21 protein-coding genes are annotated in these 23986 nt (G+C 73.7%); 18 read left to right on the forward strand and 3 right to left on the reverse strand.

Annotation, left to right across the window (positions count from 1 at the left end):
- Positions 1 to 155 precede the first annotated feature (155 nt).
- From rpsO to CITRIK5_RS02250, 5 genes are all read left to right on the forward strand, one after another.
- Positions 156 to 425 carry a 30S ribosomal protein S15 gene (gene rpsO / locus CITRIK5_RS02230; RefSeq protein ID WP_017488396.1) on the forward strand — a complete coding sequence of 90 codons (270 nt, stop codon included), beginning with the start codon at positions 156 to 158 and terminating at the stop codon, positions 423 to 425.
- A 296-nt stretch (positions 426 to 721) separates the two neighbouring features.
- The gene (locus CITRIK5_RS02235) at positions 722 to 2983 is read left to right on the forward strand and encodes a polyribonucleotide nucleotidyltransferase (protein WP_159832999.1); all 2262 of its coding nucleotides are present in this window, start codon (positions 722 to 724) and stop codon (positions 2981 to 2983) included.
- An 83-nt stretch (positions 2984 to 3066) separates the two neighbouring features.
- Positions 3067 to 4395, forward strand: a complete 1329-nt coding sequence (locus CITRIK5_RS02240; RefSeq protein WP_370462562.1) for a pitrilysin family protein — start codon at positions 3067 to 3069, stop codon at positions 4393 to 4395.
- A 43-nt stretch (positions 4396 to 4438) separates the two neighbouring features.
- Positions 4439 to 5230: a 4-hydroxy-tetrahydrodipicolinate reductase gene (gene dapB, locus CITRIK5_RS02245; RefSeq protein ID WP_041104246.1), complete on the forward strand. Its 792-nt coding sequence runs from the start codon at positions 4439 to 4441 to the stop codon at positions 5228 to 5230.
- Positions 5223 to 5741, forward strand: a complete 519-nt coding sequence (locus tag CITRIK5_RS02250; protein WP_159833001.1) for a hypothetical protein — start codon at positions 5223 to 5225, stop codon at positions 5739 to 5741. The genes dapB and CITRIK5_RS02250 overlap by 8 nt, the downstream gene beginning before the upstream one ends.
- 17 nt (positions 5742 to 5758) lie before the next feature.
- Here the strand turns inward: CITRIK5_RS02250 and CITRIK5_RS02255 are convergent, their stop codons facing one another.
- Positions 5759 to 6889 (reverse strand): heparan-alpha-glucosaminide N-acetyltransferase domain-containing protein, encoded by a 1131-nt coding sequence (locus CITRIK5_RS02255; RefSeq protein ID WP_236557127.1) that lies wholly within the window; start codon positions 6887 to 6889, stop codon positions 5759 to 5761.
- A gap of 178 nt (positions 6890 to 7067) precedes the next feature.
- On the opposite strand from CITRIK5_RS02255, the gene dapA reads away from it, so the two are divergent.
- From dapA to dapF, 13 genes are all read left to right on the forward strand, one after another.
- Positions 7068 to 7985, forward strand: a complete 918-nt coding sequence (gene dapA / locus CITRIK5_RS02260; RefSeq protein WP_036384223.1) for a 4-hydroxy-tetrahydrodipicolinate synthase — start codon at positions 7068 to 7070, stop codon at positions 7983 to 7985.
- Positions 7986 to 7999: 14 nt separating this feature from the next.
- Positions 8000 to 9685: a ribonuclease J gene (locus tag CITRIK5_RS02265; protein WP_002856517.1), complete on the forward strand. Its 1686-nt coding sequence runs from the start codon at positions 8000 to 8002 to the stop codon at positions 9683 to 9685.
- A 54-nt stretch (positions 9686 to 9739) separates the two neighbouring features.
- Positions 9740 to 12886: a DNA translocase FtsK gene (locus CITRIK5_RS02270; protein ID WP_159833003.1), complete on the forward strand. Its 3147-nt coding sequence runs from the start codon at positions 9740 to 9742 to the stop codon at positions 12884 to 12886.
- A complete protein-coding gene (locus tag CITRIK5_RS02275; RefSeq protein WP_060974316.1) occupies positions 12883 to 13497 on the forward strand; it encodes a CDP-alcohol phosphatidyltransferase family protein in 615 nt (204 codons plus the stop codon). Before CITRIK5_RS02270 ends, CITRIK5_RS02275 begins: the two co-directional genes overlap by 4 nt.
- A gap of 10 nt (positions 13498 to 13507) precedes the next feature.
- Positions 13508 to 14029 (forward strand): CinA family protein, encoded by a 522-nt coding sequence (locus tag CITRIK5_RS02280; protein WP_236557128.1) that lies wholly within the window; start codon positions 13508 to 13510, stop codon positions 14027 to 14029.
- Positions 14030 to 14109: 80 nt separating this feature from the next.
- Positions 14110 to 15393 (forward strand): hypothetical protein, encoded by a 1284-nt coding sequence (locus tag CITRIK5_RS02285; protein ID WP_159833007.1) that lies wholly within the window; start codon positions 14110 to 14112, stop codon positions 15391 to 15393.
- A 108-nt stretch (positions 15394 to 15501) separates the two neighbouring features.
- Positions 15502 to 15903 carry a helix-turn-helix domain-containing protein gene (locus tag CITRIK5_RS02290; protein WP_036315027.1) on the forward strand — a complete coding sequence of 134 codons (402 nt, stop codon included), beginning with the start codon at positions 15502 to 15504 and terminating at the stop codon, positions 15901 to 15903.
- A gap of 98 nt (positions 15904 to 16001) precedes the next feature.
- Entirely contained in the window at positions 16002 to 16220 is a 219-nt protein-coding gene (locus CITRIK5_RS02295) for a DUF3046 domain-containing protein (protein ID WP_002856506.1), read from the forward strand.
- Positions 16221 to 16430: 210 nt separating this feature from the next.
- On the forward strand, positions 16431 to 17495 hold the full coding sequence (gene recA / locus CITRIK5_RS02300; protein ID WP_095695523.1) for a recombinase RecA: 1065 nt from the start codon (positions 16431 to 16433) through the stop codon (positions 17493 to 17495).
- A gap of 408 nt (positions 17496 to 17903) precedes the next feature.
- Positions 17904 to 18503, forward strand: a complete 600-nt coding sequence (locus tag CITRIK5_RS12145; RefSeq protein WP_236557129.1) for a regulatory protein RecX — start codon at positions 17904 to 17906, stop codon at positions 18501 to 18503.
- Positions 18504 to 18542: 39 nt separating this feature from the next.
- Positions 18543 to 20090, forward strand: a complete 1548-nt coding sequence (gene miaB / locus CITRIK5_RS02310; RefSeq protein WP_020628159.1) for a tRNA (N6-isopentenyl adenosine(37)-C2)-methylthiotransferase MiaB — start codon at positions 18543 to 18545, stop codon at positions 20088 to 20090.
- The gene (miaA, locus tag CITRIK5_RS02315) at positions 20090 to 21028 is read left to right on the forward strand and encodes a tRNA (adenosine(37)-N6)-dimethylallyltransferase MiaA (RefSeq protein WP_159833009.1); all 939 of its coding nucleotides are present in this window, start codon (positions 20090 to 20092) and stop codon (positions 21026 to 21028) included. The genes miaB and miaA overlap by 1 nt, the downstream gene beginning before the upstream one ends.
- Before the next feature lie 9 nt (positions 21029 to 21037).
- On the forward strand, positions 21038 to 21991 hold the full coding sequence (gene dapF / locus CITRIK5_RS02320) for a diaminopimelate epimerase (protein ID WP_159833011.1): 954 nt from the start codon (positions 21038 to 21040) through the stop codon (positions 21989 to 21991).
- Between the two features lie 57 nt (positions 21992 to 22048).
- Here the strand turns inward: dapF and CITRIK5_RS02325 are convergent, their stop codons facing one another.
- Both CITRIK5_RS02325 and CITRIK5_RS02330 read right to left on the reverse strand, forming a co-directional pair.
- Positions 22049 to 22684, reverse strand: a complete 636-nt coding sequence (locus CITRIK5_RS02325) for a class I SAM-dependent methyltransferase (RefSeq protein WP_159833013.1) — start codon at positions 22682 to 22684, stop codon at positions 22049 to 22051.
- Positions 22685 to 22709: 25 nt separating this feature from the next.
- A complete protein-coding gene (locus tag CITRIK5_RS02330) occupies positions 22710 to 23876 on the reverse strand; it encodes an NAD(P)-binding domain-containing protein (RefSeq protein ID WP_159833015.1) in 1167 nt (388 codons plus the stop codon).
- Positions 23877 to 23986 lie beyond the last annotated feature (110 nt).

Below are 23986 nucleotides of genomic sequence, written 5' to 3' on the forward strand. Positions count from 1 at the left end.
GTGGGGGACCGGTGGGGTGCTCACCGGGCCAGGGTAGGCGATGCGGTAGACTCGACCCTCGGCCTCCCTGCAGTCCGCGGTGGGGTGGGCCCCGCGTCGTCCGCCCCGGCGGGGCGCGGCCCGTGTTCGCGGTACCGAAGTGAAGGAGGCCCACCATGGCCCTGGATCCCGCTGTCAAGCAGCAGATCATCAAGGAGTACGCCACCCACGAGGGCGACACCGGTTCCCCCGAGGTGCAGATCGCGGTCCTGTCCCGCCGCATCAAGGACCTGACCGAGCACCTCAAGGAGCACAAGCACGACCACCACACCCGTCGCGGCCTGATGGCCCTGGTCGGTCGCCGTCGTCGCATGCTCGGCTACCTGCAGAAGGTCGACATCGAGCGCTACCGCGCGCTGATCGAGCGCCTCGGCCTGCGCAAGTGACCTGAGGAGGCGGCGCCGGAGCCCGCGGGAGACCCGCGAGCGCCGGCGCCGCCTTTCGTCTGCCCCCGGACGCACGTAGTGTGTCCCGGGGGAGAGATCGCCGCAGCCTGCGGCACTCCGGCGCGCCATGGCGCGCATCCCCGCATCATCGACACACCCGACGGCTCCGCGCCCATCGCTCGCGGTCCTCGACAGTGGCTCCCGGACCCCGCCGCACGGCGGGATGCCGAGGGCCTCGATCGAAGACCAGGGGGACAGGGACGCCTGCGGCGCCGTCCACCTGAAAGGAGGCCCTCATGGAGGGTCCTGAGATCACCTTCGCCGAGGCCGTCATCGACAACGGCTCGTACGGCAAGCGCACCGTCCGCTTCGAGACCGGGCGCCTCGCCCAGCAGGCCGCCGGCGCCGCCATGGTCTACATCGACGAGGAGACGTCGATGCTGTCCGCCACCACCGTCGGCAAGTCGCCCCGCGAGGGCTTCGACTTCTTCCCGCTGACCGTGGACGTCGAGGAGCGCATGTACGCCGCGGGCCGCATCCCCGGCTCGTTCTTCCGCCGCGAGGGCCGCCCGTCCACGGACGCGATCCTCACCTGCCGCCTGATCGACCGCCCGCTGCGCCCGGCGTTCGTCAAGGGCATCCGCAACGAGGTCCAGGTCGTCGTGACCGTCACCTCGATCGCCCCGGACGAGATCTACGACACGGTGGCCATCAACGCCGCCTCCCTGTCCACGCAGCTGTCCGGCCTGCCGTTCTCCGGCCCCATCGGCGGCGTGCGCATGGCCCTCATGGACGACGGCTCCGGCACGCGCCAGTGGGTCGCGTTCCCGAAGCACTCCCAGCTCGAGGGCGCCGTGTTCAACATGGCCGTGGCCGGCCGTGTGGTGGGCGACGACGTCGCCATCATGATGGTCGAGGCCGAGGCGACCCCGGACTCCTGGACCCTGGTCAAGGAGCGCGGCGCGCAGGCGCCCACCGAGGAGATCGTGGCCGAGGGCCTCGAGGCCGCCAAGCCCTTCATCCGCGCCCTGTGCGAGGCCCAGGCCGACCTGGTCAAGCGCGCCGGCAAGGACCCGGTGGACGTCCCCGTGTTCCAGGACTACCAGGACGACGCCTACGCCGCCGTCGAGAAGCTCGCCACGGGCCGCCTGACCGAGATCTTCTCCATCGGCGACAAGCAGGAGCGCGAGTCAGCCTCGGACGCCTACCTGCTCGAGGTGCTCGAGGAGCTCGCCGGCGAGGGCAAGGACTTCGCCGAGCGCAAGGGCGAGATCGCCAAGGCCTACGGCTCCCTTACCAAGCAGATCGTGCGCCGCCGCATCCTCACCGACCAGGTGCGCATCGACGGCCGCGGCCTGACGGACATCCGCAAGCTGACCGCGGAGGTGGAGGTCCTGCCCCGCGTGCACGGCTCCGCCATCTTCGAGCGCGGCGAGACCCAGATCATGGGCGTCACCACGCTGAACATGCTCAAGATGGAGCAGCAGATCGACTCGCTGGCGCCGGAGACGGCCAAGCGGTACATGCACCACTACAACTTCCCGCCGTACTCCACCGGCGAGACCGGCCGCGTGGGCTCCCCGAAGCGCCGCGAGATCGGCCACGGCGCCCTCGCCGAGCGCGCCCTGGTGCCCGTGCTGCCGGCCCGCGAGGAGTTCCCCTACGCGATCCGCCAGGTCTCCGAGGCCCTCGGCTCCAACGGCTCGACGTCGATGGGCTCCGTCTGCGCCTCCACCCTGTCCCTGCTGAACGCGGGCGTGCCGTTGCGCGCGCCCGTGGCCGGCATCGCCATGGGCCTGGTCTCCGCCGAGGTGGACGGCCAGACCCAGTACGCGGCCCTGACCGACATCCTCGGCGCCGAGGATGCGTTCGGCGACATGGACTTCAAGGTGGCCGGCACCGCCGAGTTCGTCACCGCGATCCAGCTGGACACCAAGCTGGACGGCATCCCGGCCTCCGTGCTGGCCGCCGCCCTGACGCAGGCCCGCGAGGCGCGCCTGCACATCCTGTCCGTGCTGAACGCCGCCATCGACGCCCCGGACGAGATGGCCCCCACCGCCCCGCGGATCATCTCCGTGCGCATCCCGGTGGACAAGATCGGCGCGGTCATCGGCCCCAAGGGCGCCATGATCAACCAGATCCAGGACGACACGGGCGCGGACATCACCATCGAGGACGACGGCACCGTGCTGATCGGCGCCACCGACGGCGCCTCGGCCGAGGCCGCGCGCTCCGCGGTGAACGCGATCGCCAACCCGCAGGTCCCCGAGGTCGGTGAGCGCTACCTCGGCACCGTGGTGAAGCTGACCACGTTCGGCGGGTTCGTCTCGCTCACCCCGGGCAAGGACGGCCTGTTGCACATCTCCGAGCTGCGCAAGCTCAACGAGGGCAAGCGCGTGGACGACGTCGAGGACGTGCTCGGCGTGGGCCAGAAGGTCCAGGTCGAGATCACCAAGATCGACGACCGCGGCAAGCTGTCCCTCTCCCCGGTGGTGGCGGAGTCCGACGCCCTGGCCGAGACCGCGGACGCGATCGAGTCCTCGCAGATCGAGGCCTGATCCGCCCCGCCCGGCCCGGTGACCACGACGGCGCCGCACCCTCCCCGCGAGTGGTGCGGCGCCGTCGTCGCGCATGGGCGAGAATGGCCGTCATGAGTGTTCACCGTGAGATCCCCCTGGACTTCGACGGCGTGCTGGCGGACGAGGGCAACGGTTCCGTGGTGCGCCGCTCCGTGCTGCCCGGCGGCGTCCGCGTGCTCACCGAGGCCATGCCGGACCAGCGCTCGGTGACCATCGGCTACTGGGTGGCCGTCGGGTCCCGTGACGAGTCGCCCGAGGGCTACGGCGCCACGCACTTCCTCGAGCACCTGCTCTTCAAGGGCACTCCCACGCGCACCGCGATGGACATCGCGGCCGCCTTCGACCGCGTGGGCGGGGAGTCCAACGCCGGCACGGCCAAGGAGTCCACCGTCTACCACGCCCGCGTGCTGGACGAGGACCTGCCGATGGCCGTGGAGGTCCTCACGGACATGCTCACCTCCTCCCTGATCGACCCGGACGAGCTCGAGACCGAGCGCGGCGTGATCCTCGAGGAGCTCGCCATGGACGCGGACGACCCCGTGGACGTGGCCCACGAGAAGCTCGCCGAGGTCATGCTGGACGGCCACCCCCTCGGCCGGCCGATCGGCGGCACGCCCGAGACGATCCGGGCCGTCACCCGCGACCATGTGGTGGGGCACTACACGCACTGGTACCGCCCGGACGAGCTCGTCGTCACCGCCGCCGGCCACCTCGACCACGACGAGGTCTGCCGCCTCGTCCTCGCCGCCCTGCGCGCCTCGGGCTGGGAGCTCACCCCGGGGGCCCTGCCCGCCCCGCGTCGTGCCGTGGACACCGCCGGGGCCGCGGCCTCGCGGGTGCGGACCGGCACGCACACCGTCACCAAGGCGGTCGAGCAGGCCAACGTCCTCGTCGGCGGCCGCTCGCTGTCCACCACGGACCCGGACCGCTTCGCCCTGGGCGTCATGCAGTCCGTCCTGGGCGGGGGCATGTCCTCGCGGCTGTTCCAGGAGATCCGCGAGCGCCGCGGCCTGGCCTACAACACCTACTCGTTCTCCGCCGGGTACTCCGACGCCGGCTACTGGGGCCTGTACGCGGGCTGCCAGCCGGACCGGGTGGACGAGGTGGCCGCGCTGATGGAGGCCGAGCTGGACCGGATGGCCGAGGCCGACGTCACCGGGGAGGAGCTCGCGCGCGCCCACGGGCAGATCTGCGGCGGCACCGTGCTGGGCATGGAGTCCACGGGCGCCCGCATGTCCCGGCTGGGACGGGCCGAGCTGGTCACGGGGGAGTACGTGGACCTGGCGGCCTCCCTCGCCCGGGTCCGCGAGGTCGACGCCGGCCAGGTCCGGGCCGTGGCCGCGCGCCTGGCCGCGGGGGACCGGGCGCGCGTCGTCGTCGCCCCGGCCTGACCTCGGCCACGGCCGCCGGGGCGGGCCGCGTAGGCTGGAGGCCATGACCGAGACCCGCACCCCCTCCGCCGTGTCCGCTCCCGACGACGTCCCGCGCGTCGCGATCCTGGGCGCCCGTGGCCGCATGGGCCGCCACGCGGTGCCCGCGGTGCGAGCGGCCGAGGGGCTGGAGCTCGTGGCCGAGCTCGGCTCGCAGGACCGCCTGGACGCGGTGCTCGACGCCGGCGCCACGCACGTCCTGGACCTCACGGTGCCGGACGCCTCGCCCGAGAACGTGGCCTTCGCCGTGGAGCATGGGCTGCACACGGTCGTCGGCACGTCGGGCTGGGTGCCCGAGCGCCGCGAGCGCCTCGAGGCGCAGCTGACTGAGCACCCGGGGGTGGGCGTGCTGATCGCCCCGAACTTCTCGGTCGGCTCGGTGCTGGCCTCGGCGTTCGCCGCGCAGGCGGCGCGGTACTTCGAGTCCGTCGAGCTCGTCGAGCTGCACCATCCGGACAAGGTGGACGCCCCGTCGGGCACGGCCGTGCGGACCGCCGAGCTCATCGGCGCGGCCCGGGACGCGGCCGGCGTGCCCGTCTCCCCGGACGCCACCGAGCACGACCCGGACGGCGCGCGCGGCGCCGTCGTCCACGGCGTGCACGTGCACGCGGTGCGCCTGCGTGGCCTGGAGGCGCACCAGGAGGTGCTGCTGGGCGGGCCGGGCGAGCAGCTCGTGGTCCGGCACGACGCATTCGACCGCGGCGCCTACATGCCCGGCGTCGTCCTCGGCCTGCGGACCGTGGCCTCCCGCCCGGGTCTGACCTACGGACTGGACGGATACCTGGACCTTGGCTGAGCCCTCCCGCACCCCCGACGACGGCGCCGTGGGCCCGACCGCGCCCGCCGCCCGTGCCCGCCGCTCGACCGTGATGAGCAAGGTGTGGGTCGGCTTCGTCTGCCTGCTCGTGCTGCTGTTCGCCGGGTTCGCCCTCAACGCGTCCGTCGCGCTGGTGCGCGCCCCGCAGCCGCTGGCCAAGGCGATCGGCGTGGGCGTCATCCTCGTGGTGCTGGTGACCGTGGCCGTCCTGGCCCGCGAAGTGTGGTTCGGCCGCCAGACCGAACGCCTGGCCGACCAGCTCGAGGCCGAGGGCGGACTGCCGGAGGACGACCTGCCGCGCTCGCCGGGCGGCCGGATCGACCGGGAGGCCGCCGACGCCCAGTTCGAGCTGTACCGCGTGGAGGCCGAGGCCGCACCACGCGACTGGCGCGCCCGCTACCGCCTCGCCCTGGCCTACGACGCCTCGGGCGACCGCCGCCGCGCCCGCGAGGCGGCCCGGGAGGCCGTCCGCCTGCACCGCGCCGGCTGACGCGGCCCACGCCTCGCTCAGCGCCCCCCGACGGCCCGTTCCCCACCCGCCCGGGAGAGCCGGGCCATCACGGCTTCGAGCGGACCCCGTCGGCCGCTGAGCTCGGCGGCCAGCCCGGCCGCGAGGCTCAGCACGACGAGGGCGGCGAGCAGCGCCCCGTCGGCCGGATCGAGTCCGGTCGCGTCCACGAGCGCGAGCACCACGAGGTGCCCCACGTAGAGCGTGAGCGGGATGCGCCCCGCACCCACGAGCGGGCGCAGCGCGGCGTGCCCGACCAGCGGCCGGGCCAGCAGGCAGGCGCCCAGCACGGCGCAGGCCCAGCCCGCCGCGAGCACGGCGGCCACCACGGACCCGGAGTGCGGGGTCGGCAGGGCGAGCCACAGCGGATCCGGGATCAGCAGCGCGAGCCGCGGCTCGCCCGTGCGCAGCGTGAGCGCCGTCTCGGCCGGGTCCGTGCCGATCGCCGCGGCGACCCGCCCGACCGTGCCCGGAGCCCGCAGCACCGCCGCACCGACGACGCCGGCCGCCGCCCACGCCGCGGCCCCGCCGCCGAGGATCCCGGCGGCCACGCGGGGCCGGTCCAGCGGCAGCCGCCCCAGGGCCAGCCCCAGCACGAGGAACGCGCCCCAGGACAGGACGGGGTAGTAGCCCGTGAGCGTCAGATCGGCCAGCAGCAGCCCGGGACGCAGCAGGTCCGCGGGGCCGGGGGAGAGCCAGAGCCGCCCGCCCAGGAAGAACTCCTGGCGCCCCACGGCGGCCTGCGCGGCCGCGACCACCGCGAACACCAGCACCGGCCCGAGCACGAGCCACGCCCCCGCGATCAGGCCCAGGGCGCGGGCGCGCAGGCCCAGCAGGGGCAGCGCGAGCAGGAAGAGCAGGGCGTAGTGGCACAGGATGACGGCCACGGGGACGCCGAGCGTCCCGCACGCGAGCCCGAGTACGAACAGCAGGCCCGCGCGTCGGGCGATCCGGCGGCGCAGCGCCGCGCGCCGGACCCCCGTGGCCGGCGTCGCGCCCCCCGTGGACAGGGCCAGCCCGACGCCGGCCAGCAGGACGAACAGCACCGAGGCGCGTCCGGCGAACCACAGGAACGCCGGGTGCGGCGCCCCGTCCGCCGTCGCCGGGTCGACGACGTGGACGGTGATCATGCCGAGCAGGGCGATCCCGCGGGCCGCGTCGACGCCGGGCAGCCGGCGACGCGCGGGCCGGTCCGGGCGGACGGCGGCTGCCCGGCGTCGACGGCCGCCGTCCGCCCGGACCGGCCCGCGCGTCGCGGAGGGGCCACGGACGGCGCGGGCCCCCAGTCTCGCAGGTAGGGTGGGGCCCATGAGTGCCGTCCGTTCCGCCGTCATCCCCTCCGAGCTGCTCTTCGGCACGGTCGTGCCCGCCATGGTCACCCCCATGACGGACGAGGGCGCCGTGGACCTCGAGGCGGCCGCCGCGCTGGCAGAGCACCTGGTGGACCGCGGGGCCGACGGCCTCGTGGTCACCGGCACCACCGGCGAGACCTCCACGCTCACGGACGACGAGAACGTGGCGATGTTCCGCACCGTCGTCGAGGCCGTGGGGGACCGCGCCAGGGTCGTGGCCGGCACCGGCACCAACGACACGGCGCACACCCTCGAGCTGTCCCGCCGCGCGGCCGAGACGGGCGTGGACGGGCTGCTGCTCGTCACCCCGTACTACAACAAGCCCAACCAGGCCGGCATCCGCGCGCACTTCGAGGCCGTGGCCGACGGCGTGGACCTGCCGATCATGCTCTACGACATCCCGGGCCGCTCCGTGATGCCGATCGAGCCCGAGACGATCATCGCGCTCGCGCAGCACCCCAACATCCGTGCACTCAAGGACGCCAAGGGGGACCTGCAGTCCACCACCACCGTCCTGGCGCACACGGACCTCGACCTCTACTCCGGCGACGACGGCGCGACCCTGCCGCTCATGGCGCTCGGCGCCGTCGGGGTCGTCTCGGTGGCCGCACACGCGGCCCCCGAGCTGTACCGCCAGCTCGTGGACGCCGTCCACGCCGGCGACCTGGCCGGTGCCCGTGACCACCACTTCGCGCTGGACCCCGTCCAGCGCGGCATCATGACCCACGTCCAGGGCGCGGTGGCCGCGAAGGCTGTCCTCGCCGCCCAGGGCGTCATCCCGTCCGCAGCCGTGCGGCTGCCCCTCGTCCAGGCCACGCCGGACGAGCTCTCCGTCATCCGAGCCGACCTCGCGGAGGCCGGCATCACCTTCTAGAAGGGACCCGTTCCATGACCGCAGGCACCCGCCTGTCCACCCCGCCCAAGCTCAAGCGGGGCACCTGCCGCATCGTCCAGCTGGGCGGCCTCGAGGAGGTCGGCCGCAACATGGTCACCTTCGAGATCGACGGCAAGATCCTCATCGTCGACTGCGGCGTCCTCTTCCCCGAGGAGCACCAGCCCGGCGTCGACCTGATCCTGCCGGACTTCGACTACATCCGGGACCGCGTGGACGACGTCGTCGGCATCGTCCTGACCCACGGCCACGAGGACCACATCGGTGCCGTGCCGTACCTGCTGCGCCTGCGCGACGACATCCCCGTGATCGGCTCCAAGCTGACCCTCGCCCTGATCGAGGCCAAGCTCGAGGAGCACCGGATCAAGCCGCGCACCCGCGTGGTCAAGGAAGACGACATCGTCGAGTTCGGCCCGTTCGAGTGCGAGTTCGTGGCCGTGAACCACTCGATCCCGGACGCGCTCGCCGTCGCCATCCACACGGACGCCGGCACCATCCTGCACACCGGCGACTTCAAGATGGACCAGCTGCCGCTCGACGGCCGCATCACGGACCTGCGCGCCTTCGCCCGTCTCGGCGAGGAGGGCGTGGACCTGTTCATGACCGACTCCACGAACGCCGAGGTCCCGGGGTTCACCACCACGGAGGCGGAGATCGGCCCCACCCTCGAGCGCTACTTCGCCACGGCGAAGCGCCGCATCGTGGTGGCCTCGTTCTCCTCCCACGTGCACCGCGTGCAGCAGGTCCTCGACGCCGCCCACAAGCACGGTCGCAAGGTGGCCTTCGGCGGGCGCTCCATGATCCGCAACATGACCATCGCGGCGAAGCTCGGCTACCTCAACGTGCCGAACGGGATCCTCGTGGACATCCGCAAGGTGGACAAGTACCGAGACGACGAGATCGTGCTCATGGTCACCGGCTCCCAGGGCGAGCCGATGGCGGCCCTGTCCCGCATGGCCAACGGGGACCACCAGGTGCAGCTGGAGGAGGGCGACCTCGTCGTGCTGGCCTCCTCCCTGATCCCGGGCAACGAGAACTCCGTGTTCCGCGTGATCAACGGGCTCATGAAGCTCGGCGCGACCGTGGTGCACAAGGGCATGGCCAAGGTGCACGTCTCCGGCCACGCCTCCGAGGGCGAGCTGCTGTACTGCTACAACATCGTCGAGCCCGAGTTCGTGATGCCGGTGCACGGCGAGACCCGCCACCTGATCGCCAACGGCCGGATCGCGGAGAAGACCGGCGTGCCGGCCGAGAACGTCATCCTGGCCGGCAACGGCACCGTGGTGGACATGACCGACGGCCTCGTGAAGGTCGTCGGCGAGGTGGAGTGCGGCTACGTGTACGTGGACGGCTCCTCCGTGGGTGAGATCTCCGACTCGGACCTCAAGGACCGCCGTGTCCTGGGCGAGGAGGGCTTCATCTCGATCATCACCGTGGTCAACCGGCAGACGGGCACGATCGTGTCCGGTCCGGACGTCCACGCCCGCGGCGTCGCCGAGGACGAGAAGGTGTTCGAGGAGATCAAGCCGAAGATCGTCCGGGCGCTCGAGGAGGCCGTGCAGTCCAGCAAGGACCACACCGCCCACCAGCTCCAGCAGGTGGTCCGCCGGACCGTCGGCACGTGGGTCAACCGCAAGCTGCGCCGGCGCCCGATGATCATCCCGGTGGTCCTGGAGGCCTGACCCCTCCGGGTCGCCATGCCTGCCGTGTCCGCGGTTCGCGGTAGTTTGGTGGGCATGGCGACCCGTACTTCCCCCACGCGTTCGTCGTCCTCCTCCTCCGCCACGTCCCGCTCCGGCTCCGCCGGACGCCGAGGCTCCGGACGGAAGGGGTCGACCGCGACCGTCCCCGAGGCCGACCGGCCCGCCGCGCCCCTGCGCGCCCTGCACACCCTGTGGATGGGGTTGGCCACACCGGTCGGCGCGGGCTTCCGCAAGCTCGGCCCGGACGTGCGCATCGACCGCGAGGAACGCCGTGACGGCACCGGCCTGGTCCTGCTGCTGCTCGCCGCGCTGATCGCGGCCGTGGAGTGGTGGGGCCTGCGCGGCACCGCCGTCGGCCGCGTGGTGCACGGGGTGGTGGGCGGCACCGTCGGGTGGTTCGCCCTCCTGGTGCCGATCGCCCTGCTCGTCGTGGCCGTGCGCTGCTTCCGCCACGCCACGGACCATCGCGCCAACGGACGCATCATCATCGGCCTGCTCATGGCCACCGTCGCGGGCTCCGGCATCGCCCACCTCGTGGGCGGCGTGCCCTCGGCCGCCGACGCCTTCGAGGACATGCTCGGCGCCGGGGGCATGGTCGGCTACCTCGCGACGGCGCCGTTGGCCTCCCTGCTGACACCCGTGCCCGTCTGGGTCCTCATGATCCTGCTGGCTTTCTTCTCGGTGCTCGTGCTCACCGCGACGCCCGTCGGCTCGATCCCGCAGCGGATCGCGGGCGGCTACGACTGGCTCACGGGCCAGGACCCCGAGGGTGCCTCCGAGCAGCGGGCCGCCCGCCGTGCCGAGCGGCGCCGGGCCCGGGAGGAGCGCCGCGAGGCCGAGGACCTCGCCACCCCGCTCTCCGTGGATGCGGAGACCGGGCGCACCCACCCGGACCACGACCAGTCCTACCTGGACGGCCCGGCCGCCGGCGCCCACGCCGCCGGGGCCTCCCGCCCCGGCCTGTTCGCGCGCCTGTTCGGCGGGCGCCGGGCACGCGAGGAGCAGGCCGCCGACGCCGCCCCGGAGCACACCGCCAGCACCGCCTACGACTCCCCGGTGATCCACGAGGCCGAGGCCGGCTCCCACGCCGCCCCCGAGGCGGAGACCACCCAGGTCCTGCCCCGGCCCGCCCCCCGGCGAGCCGCTCGCGGGGAGCAGGGCGTGTTCGACGCCGAGCAGGCCGCCGCGGACGCGCGGGACGCGGGCCGGGACGCCTCGGACGACTTCGACCCGTGGGTGGACGAGGACGACGCGCCCGAGGACGCGGACGCCGAGCCGCAGCCGCCCGCCGGAGTGCGCCGGCCCACGGCCGCGGACCGTGCCCTCGAGCAGGTCCGCGAGCATGCCCGCGCCCAGCGCGAGTCCGCCGCCCCGGCCGCCGCGCGCCAGGAGGGGGACGCGGGGGAGGACACCCCGTTCGCCCTGGACGACGCCCCGGGTCAGGGCTCCGGGGCCGCCGCGCCGTCGTCGTCCTCCGCCGTGCCCGCCAGCACCCCCGCGCCGGTGCCGCCGGTGACCGCCGAGCCGGCCCGCGGCACCCAGTCCGAGCTGGGCGGGGACGTGTCCTACACGCTGCCGCAGTCGGCCCTGCTCCCGGCCGGGCCCCAGCCGAAGGAGCGCTCCGAGGCCAACGACCGGGTCGTCGCCGCGCTGACCACCACGTTCACCGAGTTCAAGGTGGACGCCCAGGTCACCGGGTTCTCCCGCGGGCCGACGGTGACGCGCTACGAGGTCGAGGTCGCCCCCGGCACCAAGGTGGAGAAGGTGACGGCGCTGGAGAAGAACATCGCGTACGCGGTGGCCTCCTCGGACGTGCGGATCCTCAGCCCCATCCCGGGCAAGCGCGCGATCGGCATCGAGATCCCCAACACGGACAAGGAGGTCGTGGCCCTCGGCGACGTCCTGCGCTCGCAGGCCGCCCAGCGCACCGACCACCCGATGGTGATGGGCGTCGGCAAGGACGTGGAGGGCGGCTACGTGGTGGCCAACCTGGCGAAGATGCCCCACATGCTCGTGGCGGGCGCCACCGGCGCCGGCAAGTCCTCGTTCGTGAACTCGATGATCACCTCGATCCTCATGCGCTCCACCCCGGACGAGGTGCGCATGGTGATGGTGGACCCCAAGCGCGTCGAGCTCACCGCGTACGAGGGAGTGCCCCACCTGGTCACCCCGATCATCACGAGCCCGAAGAAGGCGGCCGAGGCGCTGCAGTGGGTCGTCAAGGAGATGGACACCCGCTACGACGACCTCGCGGCGTTCGGCTACAAGCACGTGGACGACTTCAACAAGGCCGTCCGGGCCGGCCAGGTGAAGCTGCCGCCGGACTCCAAGCGCGTGCTGCGCCCATACCCGTACCTGTTGGTCATCGTGGATGAGCTCGCGGACCTGATGATGGTCGCCCCGCGCGACGTCGAGGACGCGATCGTGCGCATCACCCAGCTGGCCCGTGCGGCCGGCATCCACCTTGTTCTCGCCACGCAGCGGCCGTCCGTGGACGTGGTCACGGGCCTGATCAAGGCCAACGTGCCCTCCCGCATGGCGTTCGCGACGTCGTCGGTCACGGACTCCCGCGTGGTCCTGGACCAGCCCGGCGCGGAGAAGCTGCTCGGCCAGGGCGACGCCCTGTTCCTGCCGATGGGCAAGTCCAAGCCCATGCGCGTGCAGGGGGCGTGGGTCAACGAGTCCGAGATCCACGCCGTCGTGGAGCACGTGAAGTCGCAGATGCAGGTCCAGTACCGCGCGGACGTGATCCCCGAGAAGACCGAGAAGGTCATCGACGAGGACATCGGCGACGACCTGGACCTGCTCCTGCAGGCCGTCGAACTCGTGGTCACCACGCAGTTCGGCTCCACGTCCATGCTGCAGCGTAAGCTGCGGGTGGGCTTCGCGAAGGCCGGCCGCCTCATGGACCTCATGGAGTCCCGCGGCGTCGTGGGCCCCTCCGAGGGCTCCAAGGCCCGCGACGTGCTGGTCAAGCCCGACGACCTCGCGGACGTGCTCGCCACCATCTCCGGAGACACCCCGCCCTCGGCCACCTCCGGCGACGGCGACGCCTCGGCGTCGGCCGGTCCGCGCGACCTGGTGCAGGAGGATCTGGACTCGCGCCCGGCCGCCGTGGACTGGAACGATGAGGACGACGACGAGGGATCGGAGGACGCGTGGCAGCTGACGGGCAGATGAGCACGGCGGGTGGGGCGCAGCACGTGTCCGCCTGGAACCTGCCGAACATCCTGACCTCGGTGCGCATCCTGATGGTGCCCTTCTTCGCCTGGGCGCTGTGGGCCGGCGGGCCGTGGGGCGGCGACTCGCTCGTCGCCCGCTGGGTCGCGCTGGCGCTGTTCGCGGCGGCCATGTACACCGACAAGCTCGACGGGGACATCGCCCGCGCCCGCGGGTTGATCACCGACTTCGGCAAGATCGCGGACCCCATCGCGGACAAGCTGCTCACGGGCACGGCCCTCGTGCTGTTCTCCCTGCTGGGCGAGCTGTGGTGGTGGGTGACCATCGTGATCCTGGTGCGTGAATGGGGCATCACCCTGATGCGCTTCGTGGTGATCCGCTACGGCGTGATGCCGGCCGGCCGCGGCGGCAAGCTCAAGACCGTGCTGCAGACCGTGGGCATCGGCCTGCTGCTCCTGCCCCTGGCCCCGCTCGTGGGCGGCTGGTGGCCGTGGGCCGGATGGGTGGTCATCGGGGCCGCCACCGTGCTGACGGTGCTGACCGGTCTGGAGTACGTCAAGGACGCGTGGGTCCTGCGGCGGGACGCGCTCGCCGCCCAGCGGGGGGCCTGAGGCGATGACCATGGCGGCGGCCCGGGACGTGGTGCACGCGCTCGCGGACGCGGGCCTCACGGTGGCGACGGGGGAGTCCCTCACCGCCGGTCTGGTGGCCGCGCGCCTGGCCGACGTCCCCGGGGCGTCGGCCGTGCTGCACGGGGGCGTGGTGGCCTACCGGAACGCCGTGAAGACCGGCCTGCTGGGTGTGCCGGAGGACCTGCTCGCGCGGGTCGGGGCGGTGGACGCGGACGTGGCCCGGCGGATGGCCCTCGGCGCCCGGGCGGCCCTGGGCGCCGACGTCGGTGTGGCCACCACGGGCGTCGCCGGGCCCGAGCCGCACCAGGGCCAGCCGGTGGGCACCGTGTGGCTCGGCCTGGCCGTGCCCGACGCGGACGCGAGCGCGCTGGACGTGTTCGGCGGCGAGCACGACGGCGCGGCCACCGCGGTCCTCCTCCGGCTCGACGGCGACCGGGCCGCGATCCGGGAGGCCACCGTCGCCGCGGCGCTGCAGGCCCTGACGCGCCTGCTCGCCGGCCGCGGCCACTGAGGCTGCACGGGGGCGCCGACCGACCCGCCTCGGCGCCCCGTCCCTGGTGCCGGCCCGCCCCGCCGCGTAGGTTCGGCGCGATGGAGACCGCATCGCCTCCCACCCCGCCCGAGCATGCGCCGCAGGACGGCGACGACGCCCCGGGCCCCCGCGTCATCGGCCTCGTGGCCGACCCGGGCACCCCGTGGGCCCTCGTGCGCCGCATCGCCGGGGATGTCGAGGACCGGCTCGACGACCGCCTGTCGCAGCCCGGCGGCTGGCGGGTCGAGACCCGGCAGGAGTCGCTGCCGGTCGGTGCGACCGGGGGCATGGTCTTGGAGGAGCCGGTCCGCTCACTCGCGGACGGGCGGGGATGGGACACGGTGGTCGCCGTCGTCGACCTGCCCCGGTTCGACGACCGGCGCGGCGTGGTGGCGGACGTCGTGCCGCAGCTGCGGGTCGGCGTCGTGTGCGTCCCGGCGCTGGGGGTCATCACCCCGGCCCGCCGGCTGCGGGAGACGGTGCTGCGGATCGTCGAGCACATCGACACCGCCCCCCACGTGGACCCGCCGGACGGGGAGCTGGACGTGCAGTCCTCCGACGAGTCCGGCGAGGTGGAGGAGGACGGCGGCCCGTCCCCGGCGGACGAGCCCCCCGAGCCCGACACGGACGCGCTGCGGGGCATCGCCCCGCTGGTCGACGTCGACGCGGACGTGACCACGACCACCGGGATGGGCGGCGGGTCCCGGCGCACGTCCACGGTGTACGTGAAGGGCTGGGCGGGCACGCTGCGTCTGCTGGCCGGGATGGTGATGGCCAACCGGCCGCTGCTCATGCCGCGGGACATGACGTTCACGATCGCATCGGCCAGCGCGGCCGGTGCCTACGGCGTGTTCTTCGGCTCCATCTGGGTGCTCTCCAGCGTGATGTCCCCGGTGCGGCTCGCGGCGGTCAGCGTGCTGTCCGTGGTGCTGCTGGTGGCGTGGCTGGTCACCACGAACGGCCTGTGGACGCACGGTGCGACCCACCGGCACAGCTCGCGGCTGGACAACCTCTCCACCGTGCTCACCGTCGGTCTGGCCTGCACCGTGGTCTACGTCCTGCTCTTCGTCACGCTGCTGCTGGTCGCGCTCATGATCATCCCCGTGGAGTATCTGGAGGAGGAGCTCGACCAGCCCGGCGGCGTGGGCGACTACGTGCGGCTCGTGTGGCTCGCGGCGTCGATGGGCACGATGGCCGGGGCCGTCGGCTCGAGCCTGGACGACTCCGACCGCATCCGGAACGCCACGTACTCCTTGCGGGAACGACATCGGCGCTCGGAGCGGCACGAGGGCGACGGGGCCGCCGAGGACCCGACGGCGGAGGAGACCATGTCTCGGGAATGAACGCGACCCCGCCCGACGTTGAATGTAACGAGTCAAGAAGAGTGCCCCGGCGGGATCAGGCCCGCGGCCCGGCGCCCTTCAGGAAAAGTCCAGGAGCAGGCGATAGACATGATGCGACATCCCGTCCATTCCCACGGAATCACGCGCTGGGTCGATGACCAGCCCCGTCCCCGCGCGGCCGCCCCCGACATCAAGGAGCGCAGCATGCCCCTCCTCCGCCACGAGATCGGCGACGTCCTGCGCGACGTCCGGCAGCTCCAGGGCCGCACCCTGCGCGAGGTCTCGCACGACGCCCGTGTCTCGCTCGGCTACCTGTCGGAGGTGGAGCGCGGCCAGAAGGAGGCCTCCTCCGAGCTGCTGGCCTCGATCTGCCAGGCGCTGGACATCCCGCTGTCCTACCTGCTGCGGGAGGTCTCGGACCGGCTCGTGGAGCAGGAGGGCATGGTCGTCCCGGACACCCTGCCGGACGACCTCACGGACCCCAGCCTGGGCTCGCTGGCCGGCCGCTGACCCCGCCACACCCACGGCGCGGGCGCCCCGTCTCGGGGCGCCCGCGCCGTCTGCGTCCCCGTCCCTGACCCCGCGACCGACCACAGAGAGGACCGCCCGTGCGCGAGAGCGAGTTCCGCCGGCTGATGGACGAGGAGTTCGGCCCCGCCCGGGCCGGCCTCGTGGCCGACTCCCTGCACCTGCCCGGCCTGGACACCACCGCGACGGCGGCGCTCGCCGCCGGCGTGGACCCGCGGCGGGTCTGGCTGGCGGTCTGCGACCTGCATGAGATCCCGCAGGAGCGGCGTCTCGGTCGGGACGTGCCGCCGAAACGCTGACGCCGCGACGCGCTGGCGGGGCACTGCCCCTGTTCGAACACGTGTTCGAAGAATGCGGTAGAGTCCTGCACAGCAGTGCGACGGGGTGATCTCGTGCACAGGCGGGGCGGGCCACGCTTATCGTGTCCGCCGCCCCCCGTAGATTCACGGACATGACCGAGGCGGGCGCTCCAGCGTCCGCGGCAGCACCACCAGAGCTAGGGGTGAAGGATGAGCAAGGTGACGGATCGCGAGAAGGCCCTCGAGGCCGCTCTCGCCCAGATCGACAAGCAGTTCGGCAAGGGTTCCGTCATGCGGCTGGGGGACCAGACCCAGGCACCCGTCGAGGTCATCCCCACGGGCTCGGTGGCCATGGACGTGGCCCTGGGCATCGGCGGCCTGCCGCGCGGCCGCGTGGTGGAGATCTACGGCCCGGAGTCCTCGGGCAAGACCACCCTGGCCCTGCACGCGGTGGCCAACGCGCAGCGCAACGGCGGCATCGCGGCCTTCATCGACGCGGAGCACGCCCTGGACCCGGTCTACGCCCGCCAGCTCGGTGTGGACACGGACGCCCTGCTGGTCAGCCAGCCGGACACCGGCGAGCAGGCCCTGGAGATCATGGACATGCTCGTCTCCTCGGGCACTCTGGACATCGTCGTCATCGACTCCGTGGCCGCGCTGACCCCGCGCGCCGAGATCGAGGGCGAGATGGGCGACTCCCACGTCGGCCTGCAGGCCCGCCTCATGTCCCAGGCGCTGCGCAAGGTGACCGGCCGCCTGCACCAGACCAAGACCACGGCCATCTTCATCAACCAGCTGCGCGAGAAGATCGGCGTGTTCTTCGGCTCCCCGGAGACCACCACGGGCGGCAAGGCGCTCAAGTTCTATGCGTCCGTGCGCATCGACGTCCGCCGCATCGAGACCCTCAAGGAGGCCGGCAACCCCGTCGGCAACCGCACCCGCGTGAAGATCGTCAAGAACAAGATGGCCCCGCCCTTCAAGCAGGCCGAGTTCGACATCCTCTACGGGGTCGGCATCTCCCGCGAGGGCGGCCTGATCGACGTGGGTGTCGAGGAGGGCATCGTCAAGAAGTCCGGCGCGTGGTTCACCTATGACGGGGACCAGCTCGGGCAGGGCAAGGAGAACGCCCGTCGCTTCCTCAAGGACAACCCGGACCTCGCCAACGAGATCGAGGAGCGCATCCTCACGAAGCTCGGCATCGGCGTGGCCCCGGAGGCCGAGGACGACGAGGCCCCGGCCCTGACCGCGGTTCCGGGGGACACCGCGGTCGGATGACCCGATCGCGCAGGAACGTCGGAGGCGGGGCCGCCCACCGGTCGGAGACGACCGGCCGGAGCGGCTCCGCCTCCGGTGCGTCCGCGTTCGACGACGCCCGGGACTCGGACGTGGGCCGGATGTGGCTCGATCTGGCCGGCGCACCGGAGCCGACGTCGTCCGACGCGGACGCCACGGAGGCCGCGCGGAACGCCGTGCCCGCGCACGATGCCGGGACCCCCGCGGGGGACGTCCCGGATCCCGCCCCCGGCGTGGCACCGGATCTCGGGGCCCTGCTGACTCGCGCGAGCGACCTGCCCAGCCCCGCGCCCGGCGCCGGGCCCCGGACGCTGCCCTGGTCCGGGCGCGAGGACACCCGGGCGGACATCGAGCGCCGGGGCCGGAAGCGGGCCACCACGCCCCCGCGGCGTGGCCGTCCTCGCGACGAGGGACGCCCGGCCGTGGATCCCCGCCCCGCCGTCGAGACGCCCCCGACGTCGCCCCGGCCCGGCGCCCCTGCCCACCGCACCGCGTGAGCGCGAGGAGGCCGCACGCGAGGTCGTCCTGCGCCAGCTCGCCCTGGGCCCCCGCTCCCGCGGCCAGCTCGAACGCAAGCTCGCCGAGCGCCAGGCCGAGCCCGAGCTGATCGAGCGCGTCCTCGACCGCTTCGAGGAGGTGCGCCTCGTGGACGACGCCGCCTTCGCCGAGGTCTGGGTCCGCAGCCGTCACCGAAGCAAGGGCCTGGCGCGCCGTGCCCTCGGGCACGAGCTCCAGCAGAAGGGCGTGGACCGGGAGATCGCCGCCGAGGCGCTCGAGGCCATCGACGGCGAGGACGAACGGGCCGCCGCCCTCGACCTCGTGCGCCGACGGCTGCGGGGCCGCACCGTCCCCGGCGGTGCCTCGCCGGAGGCCCGGGCCGAGCGGGACAAGGTGACCCGCCGCCTCGTCGGCATGCTGGGACGCAAGGGCTACGGCGGCGGCCTCGCGTTCGCCGTCGTGAAGGAGGTCCTCGCCGAGCACGAGGAGTGAGCGGACCCGGGCCGCGCCCGGAGTTCCTAGAATGGTGCGGTGACTCTGACGGACCCCACCCCCCGCACCACCCCGCTCGCGCAGGACGGCGCCGCCGCGCGCCCGCACGAGGGCCTGACCTATGAGGTCCGCACCTTCGGCTGCCAGATGAACGTGCACGACTCCGAGCGCATCTCCGGCCTGCTCGAGTCCACCGGCTACGCCCCGGTCGCCGAGGACGCCCAGGCCGACCTCGTGGTCTTCAACACGTGCGCGGTCCGCGAGAACGCGGACAACCGCCTGTACGGCAACCTCGGCAACCTGCGTGCGGTGAAGGACGCGCACCCGGGCATGCAGATCGCCGTCGGCGGGTGCCTCGCCCAGAAGGACCAGGCCGCCATCCAGCGCAGGGCCCCGTGGGTGGACGTCGTCTTCGGAACCCACAACATCGGCTCCCTGCCCGTGCTGCTGGAGCGCTCGCGCCACAACGCCGAGGCCGAGATCGAGATCCTCGAGTCGCTCGAGGTGTTCCCCTCCACCCTGCCCACCAAGCGCGACTCCACCCACTCCGGCTGGGTGTCCATCTCCGTGGGCTGCAACAACACGTGCACGTTCTGCATCGTCCCGTCGCTGCGCGGCAAGGAGAAGGACCGCCGCCCCGGGGAGATCCTCGCCGAGGTGCAGGCGCTCGTCGACGCCGGCGCCGTCGAGGTCACGCTGCTGGGCCAGAACGTGAACACCTACGGCGTCGAGTTCGGCGACCGCGGCGCGTTCGCCAAGCTGCTGCGCGCGTGCGGGGAGATCGAGGGCCTCGAACGCGTCCGCTTCACCAGCCCCCACCCGGCCGCGTTCACGGACGACGTCATCGACGCGATGGCCGAGACCCCCAACGTCATGCCGCAGCTGCACATGCCCCTGCAGTCGGGCTCGGACAAGGTGCTCAAGGACATGCGCCGCTCCTACCGGTCCGCGAAGTTCCTGCGGATCCTGGAGAAGGTGCGCGAGCGCATCCCGCACGCCGCCATCACCACGGACATCATCGTCGGCTTCCCCGGGGAGACCGAGGAGGACTTCGCCGAGACGATGCGGGTGGTCGAGGCCTCCCGCTTCTCTTCCGCGTTCACCTTCCAGTACTCCATCCGCCCGGGGACCCCGGCCGGGGAGATGGACCACCAGGTGCCCAAGGCCGTCGTCCAGGAGCGCTTCGAGCGCCTCGTGGCCCTGCAGGACCGGATCTCGGCCGAGGAGATGGCCACGCTCGTCGGCACCCGCCAGGAGCTGCTCGTCACCGCCGACTCCGGCTCCAAGGCCGCGGAGCGCGGCCGCCTGTCCGGGCGCGCACCCGACAACCGGCTCGTGCACTTCTCCGTGCCCGCCGGCGCCGAGACCCCCCGCCCCGGCGACTTCGTCACCGTGACGGTCACCGAGGCCCACCCGTTCTTCGCCGTCGCCGACCCGACCGCACAGGACTACGTCCTGCGCCGCTCCCGGGCCGGCGACGCGTGGGACCGCGCCCAGGCCGAGTCGTGCGGCGCGCCCGCCCCCGGCACGGCGGGCGGCTCCGGGGCCACGAGCCTCGGCATGCCGACCCTGCGCCCGCGGTCCTGATGTCCGCCGCCGCGGCCCGGCCGCCCGTCGTCGCCGTCGTCGGGGCGACGGCGACGGGCAAGTCCGCCCTCGCCGTCGCCCTGGCGCACGCGCTGGACGGCGAGGTGGTCAACGGGGACGCCCTGCAGTTCTACCGGGGGATGGACGTGGGCACGGCGAAGGTCACCCCGGCTGAACGCGAGGGCGTCCCGCACCATCTGCTGGACGTGCTCGACGTCGGCCAGGAGGCCTCGGTGGCGGCCTTCCAGTCCGCGGCCCGCGACCTGTTCGACCAGATCCGCGCGCGGGGTCGGACCCCGATCCTCGTGGGCGGCTCCGGGCTGTACGTGCGGGCGGCGCTGGACGTGCTCGAGTTCCCGCCCACGGACCCGGCGCTGCGGGCCGAGCTGGAGGCGCGCGCGCAGCGGGAGGGCCTGGCCGGGCTGAGGGCCGAGCTGGCCGCCCTGGACCCGGTCTCGGCGGAGCGGCTGCAGGACGCCCGCCGCATCGTGCGCGCGCTGGAGGTGTGCCGGCTGACGGGCCGTCCGTTCTCCGCGTTCATGCCGGAGCGCACGTACGCCCCGGAGGTCGCCCCCGTGGTGCAGCTCGGCCTGCGCCTGGACCGGGCCGAGCTGCACCAGCGGATCGCGGCCCGGGTGGAGCGCATGCTGGCCGAGGGGTTGCTGGACGAGGTCCGCCGCCTCGACGTCCCCGGGCCGGGCGGGCTGCGGCAGGGACCGACCGCGTCCCGCGCGATCGGCTACGCCCAGATGCTCGCCGTCCTCGACGGCGAGCTCACCGAGGCGGAGGCGGCCGAGCAGACCGTCGTGGCCACGCGCCGGTTCGCCCGCCGTCAGGAGACCTGGTTCCGGGCCGACCCGCGCGTCGTCTGGCTCGACGCGCAGGGCGAGGACGTCGTGGCGGAGGCGCTCGCCGTCGTCGCCGGGGACGCCACCTAGACTGGGCCCATGACCGAGCAGCCCGCGGCGCCCGCCGCCCAGGACCCCCTCCACGCGAGCGCGCCGCGCGTGCCGTTCACGAAGGGCCATGGCACGGGCAACGACTTCGTGCTGATCGCCGACCCGGACGGCAACACGCAGCTCGACGCCCAGCGCGTCGCACGGCTGGCTGACCGGCACCGGGGGATCGGCGCCGACGGCGTCATCCGCGCCGTGCGCTCGGCACGCCTGCCGGAGGGTGAGGCGCTGCTCGCCGAGCACCCCGAGGCCGAGTGGTTCATGGACTACCGCAACGGCGACGGCTCGATCGCCGAGATGTGCGGCAACGGGGTGCGCGTCTTCGTGCACTTCCTGGTCGAGAAGGGCCTCGTGGACCTGGCCCCCGGCCGGGCGATCACCATCGGCACGCGCGCCGGCGTGAAGGCCGTGACCCGGCTCGAGCACGGCTACGCGATCGACATGGGCCCCTGGTCCTACCTCGACCCCGAGCTGGCGGAGGAGGCGGCGTCGGACTCGATGGTCCTCGCCCACGGCCTCACCGATCCGCGTCCGGCGCTGAGCGTCTCGATGGGCAACCCCCACACCGTGGTCCCGCTGGCCTCCTTCGCCGACCTGCAGGGGCTGGACCTGGGCCGCGCCCCCGAGGTGGACCCCGCCCCGCCGCACGGGACGAACGTCGAGTTCGTGGCCGCGCACGAGCCGCTCGTGCGCGAGGGCGTCGGCCGCGTGCGGATGCGCGTGCACGAGCGCGGGGTGGGCGAGACCCAGTCCTGCGGGACGGGTGCGTGCGCGGCGGCTGTGGCGATGCGCGCGTGGTCGGGCGACCAGGGCTCGGACTCGTGGCTCGTCGAGGTGCCCGGCGGCGTGCTGGCCGTGGATGTCGTGCCGGGCCCGGAGGGGGCCGAGCACGTGGTCCTCTCGGGGCCGGCCGAGCTCGTCTTCGACGGCGAACTCACCGCCTGACCGCTGTCGTTCGGGAAACGGCGGGCCACGGACCGCTGTCGTTCGGGAAACGGCGCCTCAGCGCGCCCGCGCCACCCGCAGGATCCGGAAGCCCTTGACGCTGTCCGCCCGCTCCGCGGTGAACCGGCTGGGCGCGCGCTCCTCGAGCATCCGGCCGATCCACGGCAGCAGCGAGTCCGCGCCGAGGTTCTTCTGCACCACCAGCCAGGCCTCGCCGCCGGGGGCCAGTCGTGGCAGCCACCGCTCCAGCAGGGCGTGCAGCGCCGGCTTGCCGATCCGGATGGGCGGGTTGGACCAGATGAGGTCGAACTCCGCGCCCTCGGGGACGTCCTCCGGCCGCAGTGCCACGAGATTGCCGAGGCCCAGCGCCGCGGCGTTGTCGCGGGTCAGCTGCAGGGAGCGGTCGTTGACCTCGACGGCGGTCACCTCCGCCTCGGGCGACCGCAGCGCCAGCGTGAGGGCGATCGGTCCCCAGCCCGCGCCGACGTCGAGGAACCGGCCCGTCGCCGGCGGTGCGGGCACGGCCGAGAACAGGGCCGCGGTGCCCTTGTCCAGACCGTCCGGGGAGAAGATCCCGTTGGCCGTCTGGACCTCGACGTCGCGGCCGGCCAGGCGTGTCCGCACGGTGCGGCGCCGCTCGGGTGCGGAGGGGTCGGCGTCGAAGTAGTGGGATGCGGAGCTCACGGCGACCATGGTAGCCAGCGGGTCGTGGCGGCCCTCAGCCCGATGCCGGCCCGGCCAGGTCCGCGAGGATCGCGCGCACTGCGTCGCGCCCGGCGCGGTTGGCCCCGACCGTGGACTGGGAGGGCCCGTAGCCGAGCAGGAACAGGCGCGGCTCGTCCAGGGCGCGCCCGCCCGCCACGCGGATGCCGCCGGCGGGCGTGCGCAGCCGCAGGGGAGCGAGGTGCCGGATCGCCGGCCGGAAGCCGGTGGCCCAGAGGATCACGTCCGCCGGTTCGAACGAGCCGTCGGGCATCCGCACCCCGTCCGGCTCGACGGCCGTGAACATGGGGTGGCGCACCAGCACGCCTCGTGTCTCGGCCTCGCGCACCCAGGACGAGCGGTGCATCCCGGTCGCCCCGACCACGGAGCCCGGCGGCAGGCCCGCACGGGTCCGTTCGTCCACCCCGCGCACCGACTCGGCCAGGGCGCCGGGCGCGGCCGAGTCCTGCCACTGCGGCTCGCGGCGGGTCACCCACAGGGTGTCCGCGACCGTGGAGATCTCGGCCAGCAGCTGCGTCGCCGAGACGCCCATGCCCACGATCACCACCCGCTGCCCGGCGAACTCGTCCTTGGACACGTAGTCACGGGTGTGCAGCTGCCGGCCGCGGAACGAGCGCATCCCGGGCACCGAGGGCCACCGTGGGGACGTCCAGGTGCCGGTCGCGTTGACCACGAAGTCCGCCCGCCACGTGCCCGGCGCCCCGTCCGTGCGGACGAAGAACCCGCGCGCACGTCCCGGCTCGCCGATCCGCTCGACGCGCCTCACGTGCACGGGCCGCCGGATCGGCAGGGCGAACCCTGCCTCGTAGTCCGCGAAGTAGGCCGGCAGCAGGGCGTTGGCGCGCGCGGCCGGGTCGGCCGGCGGCACCGGGTCGCCGGGCAGCTCGTGGATGTGGTTGACGGTGGCCATCGTGAGCGAGTCCCAGCGGTGCTGCCACGCACCGCCCGGGGCGGTCTCCGCGTCGAGCACCACGAACGTGCCGGGGGCGTCCTCGGGGACGCCGGCGGCGCCGTCGTCGTCGTTCGGAGTCAGCCCCACGAAGCCGCGGCGGCGCAGGTGGTAGGCGGCGGACAGCCCCGCCTGGCCCGCGCCGATCACGACGACGGTCGCCCGGCCCGTCCGGCCGGGCTGCGGCGGGGCAGGGGAGGGGGACGCGGTCATGCCCGCAGGATACGTGCGCGTCGTCAGCGGACCGGGCGCCGGGGCCCCTGTCGCCCACACGCGCCGCCCGGTACACTCGACGCCCATGTGGATCTTCCTGCGCTGACGCC

This window comes from Micrococcus sp. 116, assembly GCF_902506395.1.
Taxonomy (GTDB): Bacteria; Actinomycetota; Actinomycetes; order Actinomycetales; family Micrococcaceae; genus Micrococcus; species Micrococcus luteus.

Coding starts and splice junctions, on each gene's coding strand:
- rpsO (WP_017488396.1), top strand. CDS start 156: ATGGCCCTGGATCCCGCTGTCAAGCAGCAGATCATCAAGGAGTACGCC.
- CITRIK5_RS02235 (WP_159832999.1), top strand. CDS start 722: ATGGAGGGTCCTGAGATCACCTTCGCCGAGGCCGTCATCGACAACGGC.
- CITRIK5_RS02240 (WP_370462562.1), top strand. CDS start 3,067: ATGGCCGTCATGAGTGTTCACCGTGAGATCCCCCTGGACTTCGACGGC.
- dapB (WP_041104246.1), top strand. CDS start 4,439: ATGACCGAGACCCGCACCCCCTCCGCCGTGTCCGCTCCCGACGACGTC.
- CITRIK5_RS02255 (WP_236557127.1), bottom strand. CDS start 6,889: ATGATCACCGTCCACGTCGTCGACCCGGCGACGGCGGACGGGGCGCCG.
- dapA (WP_036384223.1), top strand. CDS start 7,068: ATGAGTGCCGTCCGTTCCGCCGTCATCCCCTCCGAGCTGCTCTTCGGC.
- CITRIK5_RS02265 (WP_002856517.1), top strand. CDS start 8,000: ATGACCGCAGGCACCCGCCTGTCCACCCCGCCCAAGCTCAAGCGGGGC.
- CITRIK5_RS02270 (WP_159833003.1), top strand. CDS start 9,740: ATGGCGACCCGTACTTCCCCCACGCGTTCGTCGTCCTCCTCCTCCGCC.
- CITRIK5_RS02275 (WP_060974316.1), top strand. CDS start 12,883: ATGAGCACGGCGGGTGGGGCGCAGCACGTGTCCGCCTGGAACCTGCCG.
- CITRIK5_RS02280 (WP_236557128.1), top strand. CDS start 13,508: ATGGCGGCGGCCCGGGACGTGGTGCACGCGCTCGCGGACGCGGGCCTC.
- CITRIK5_RS02285 (WP_159833007.1), top strand. CDS start 14,110: ATGGAGACCGCATCGCCTCCCACCCCGCCCGAGCATGCGCCGCAGGAC.
- CITRIK5_RS02290 (WP_036315027.1), top strand. CDS start 15,502: ATGATGCGACATCCCGTCCATTCCCACGGAATCACGCGCTGGGTCGAT.
- recA (WP_095695523.1), top strand. CDS start 16,431: ATGAGCAAGGTGACGGATCGCGAGAAGGCCCTCGAGGCCGCTCTCGCC.
- miaA (WP_159833009.1), top strand. CDS start 20,090: ATGTCCGCCGCCGCGGCCCGGCCGCCCGTCGTCGCCGTCGTCGGGGCG.
- dapF (WP_159833011.1), top strand. CDS start 21,038: ATGACCGAGCAGCCCGCGGCGCCCGCCGCCCAGGACCCCCTCCACGCG.
- CITRIK5_RS02325 (WP_159833013.1), bottom strand. CDS start 22,684: ATGGTCGCCGTGAGCTCCGCATCCCACTACTTCGACGCCGACCCCTCC.
- CITRIK5_RS02330 (WP_159833015.1), bottom strand. CDS start 23,876: ATGACCGCGTCCCCCTCCCCTGCCCCGCCGCAGCCCGGCCGGACGGGC.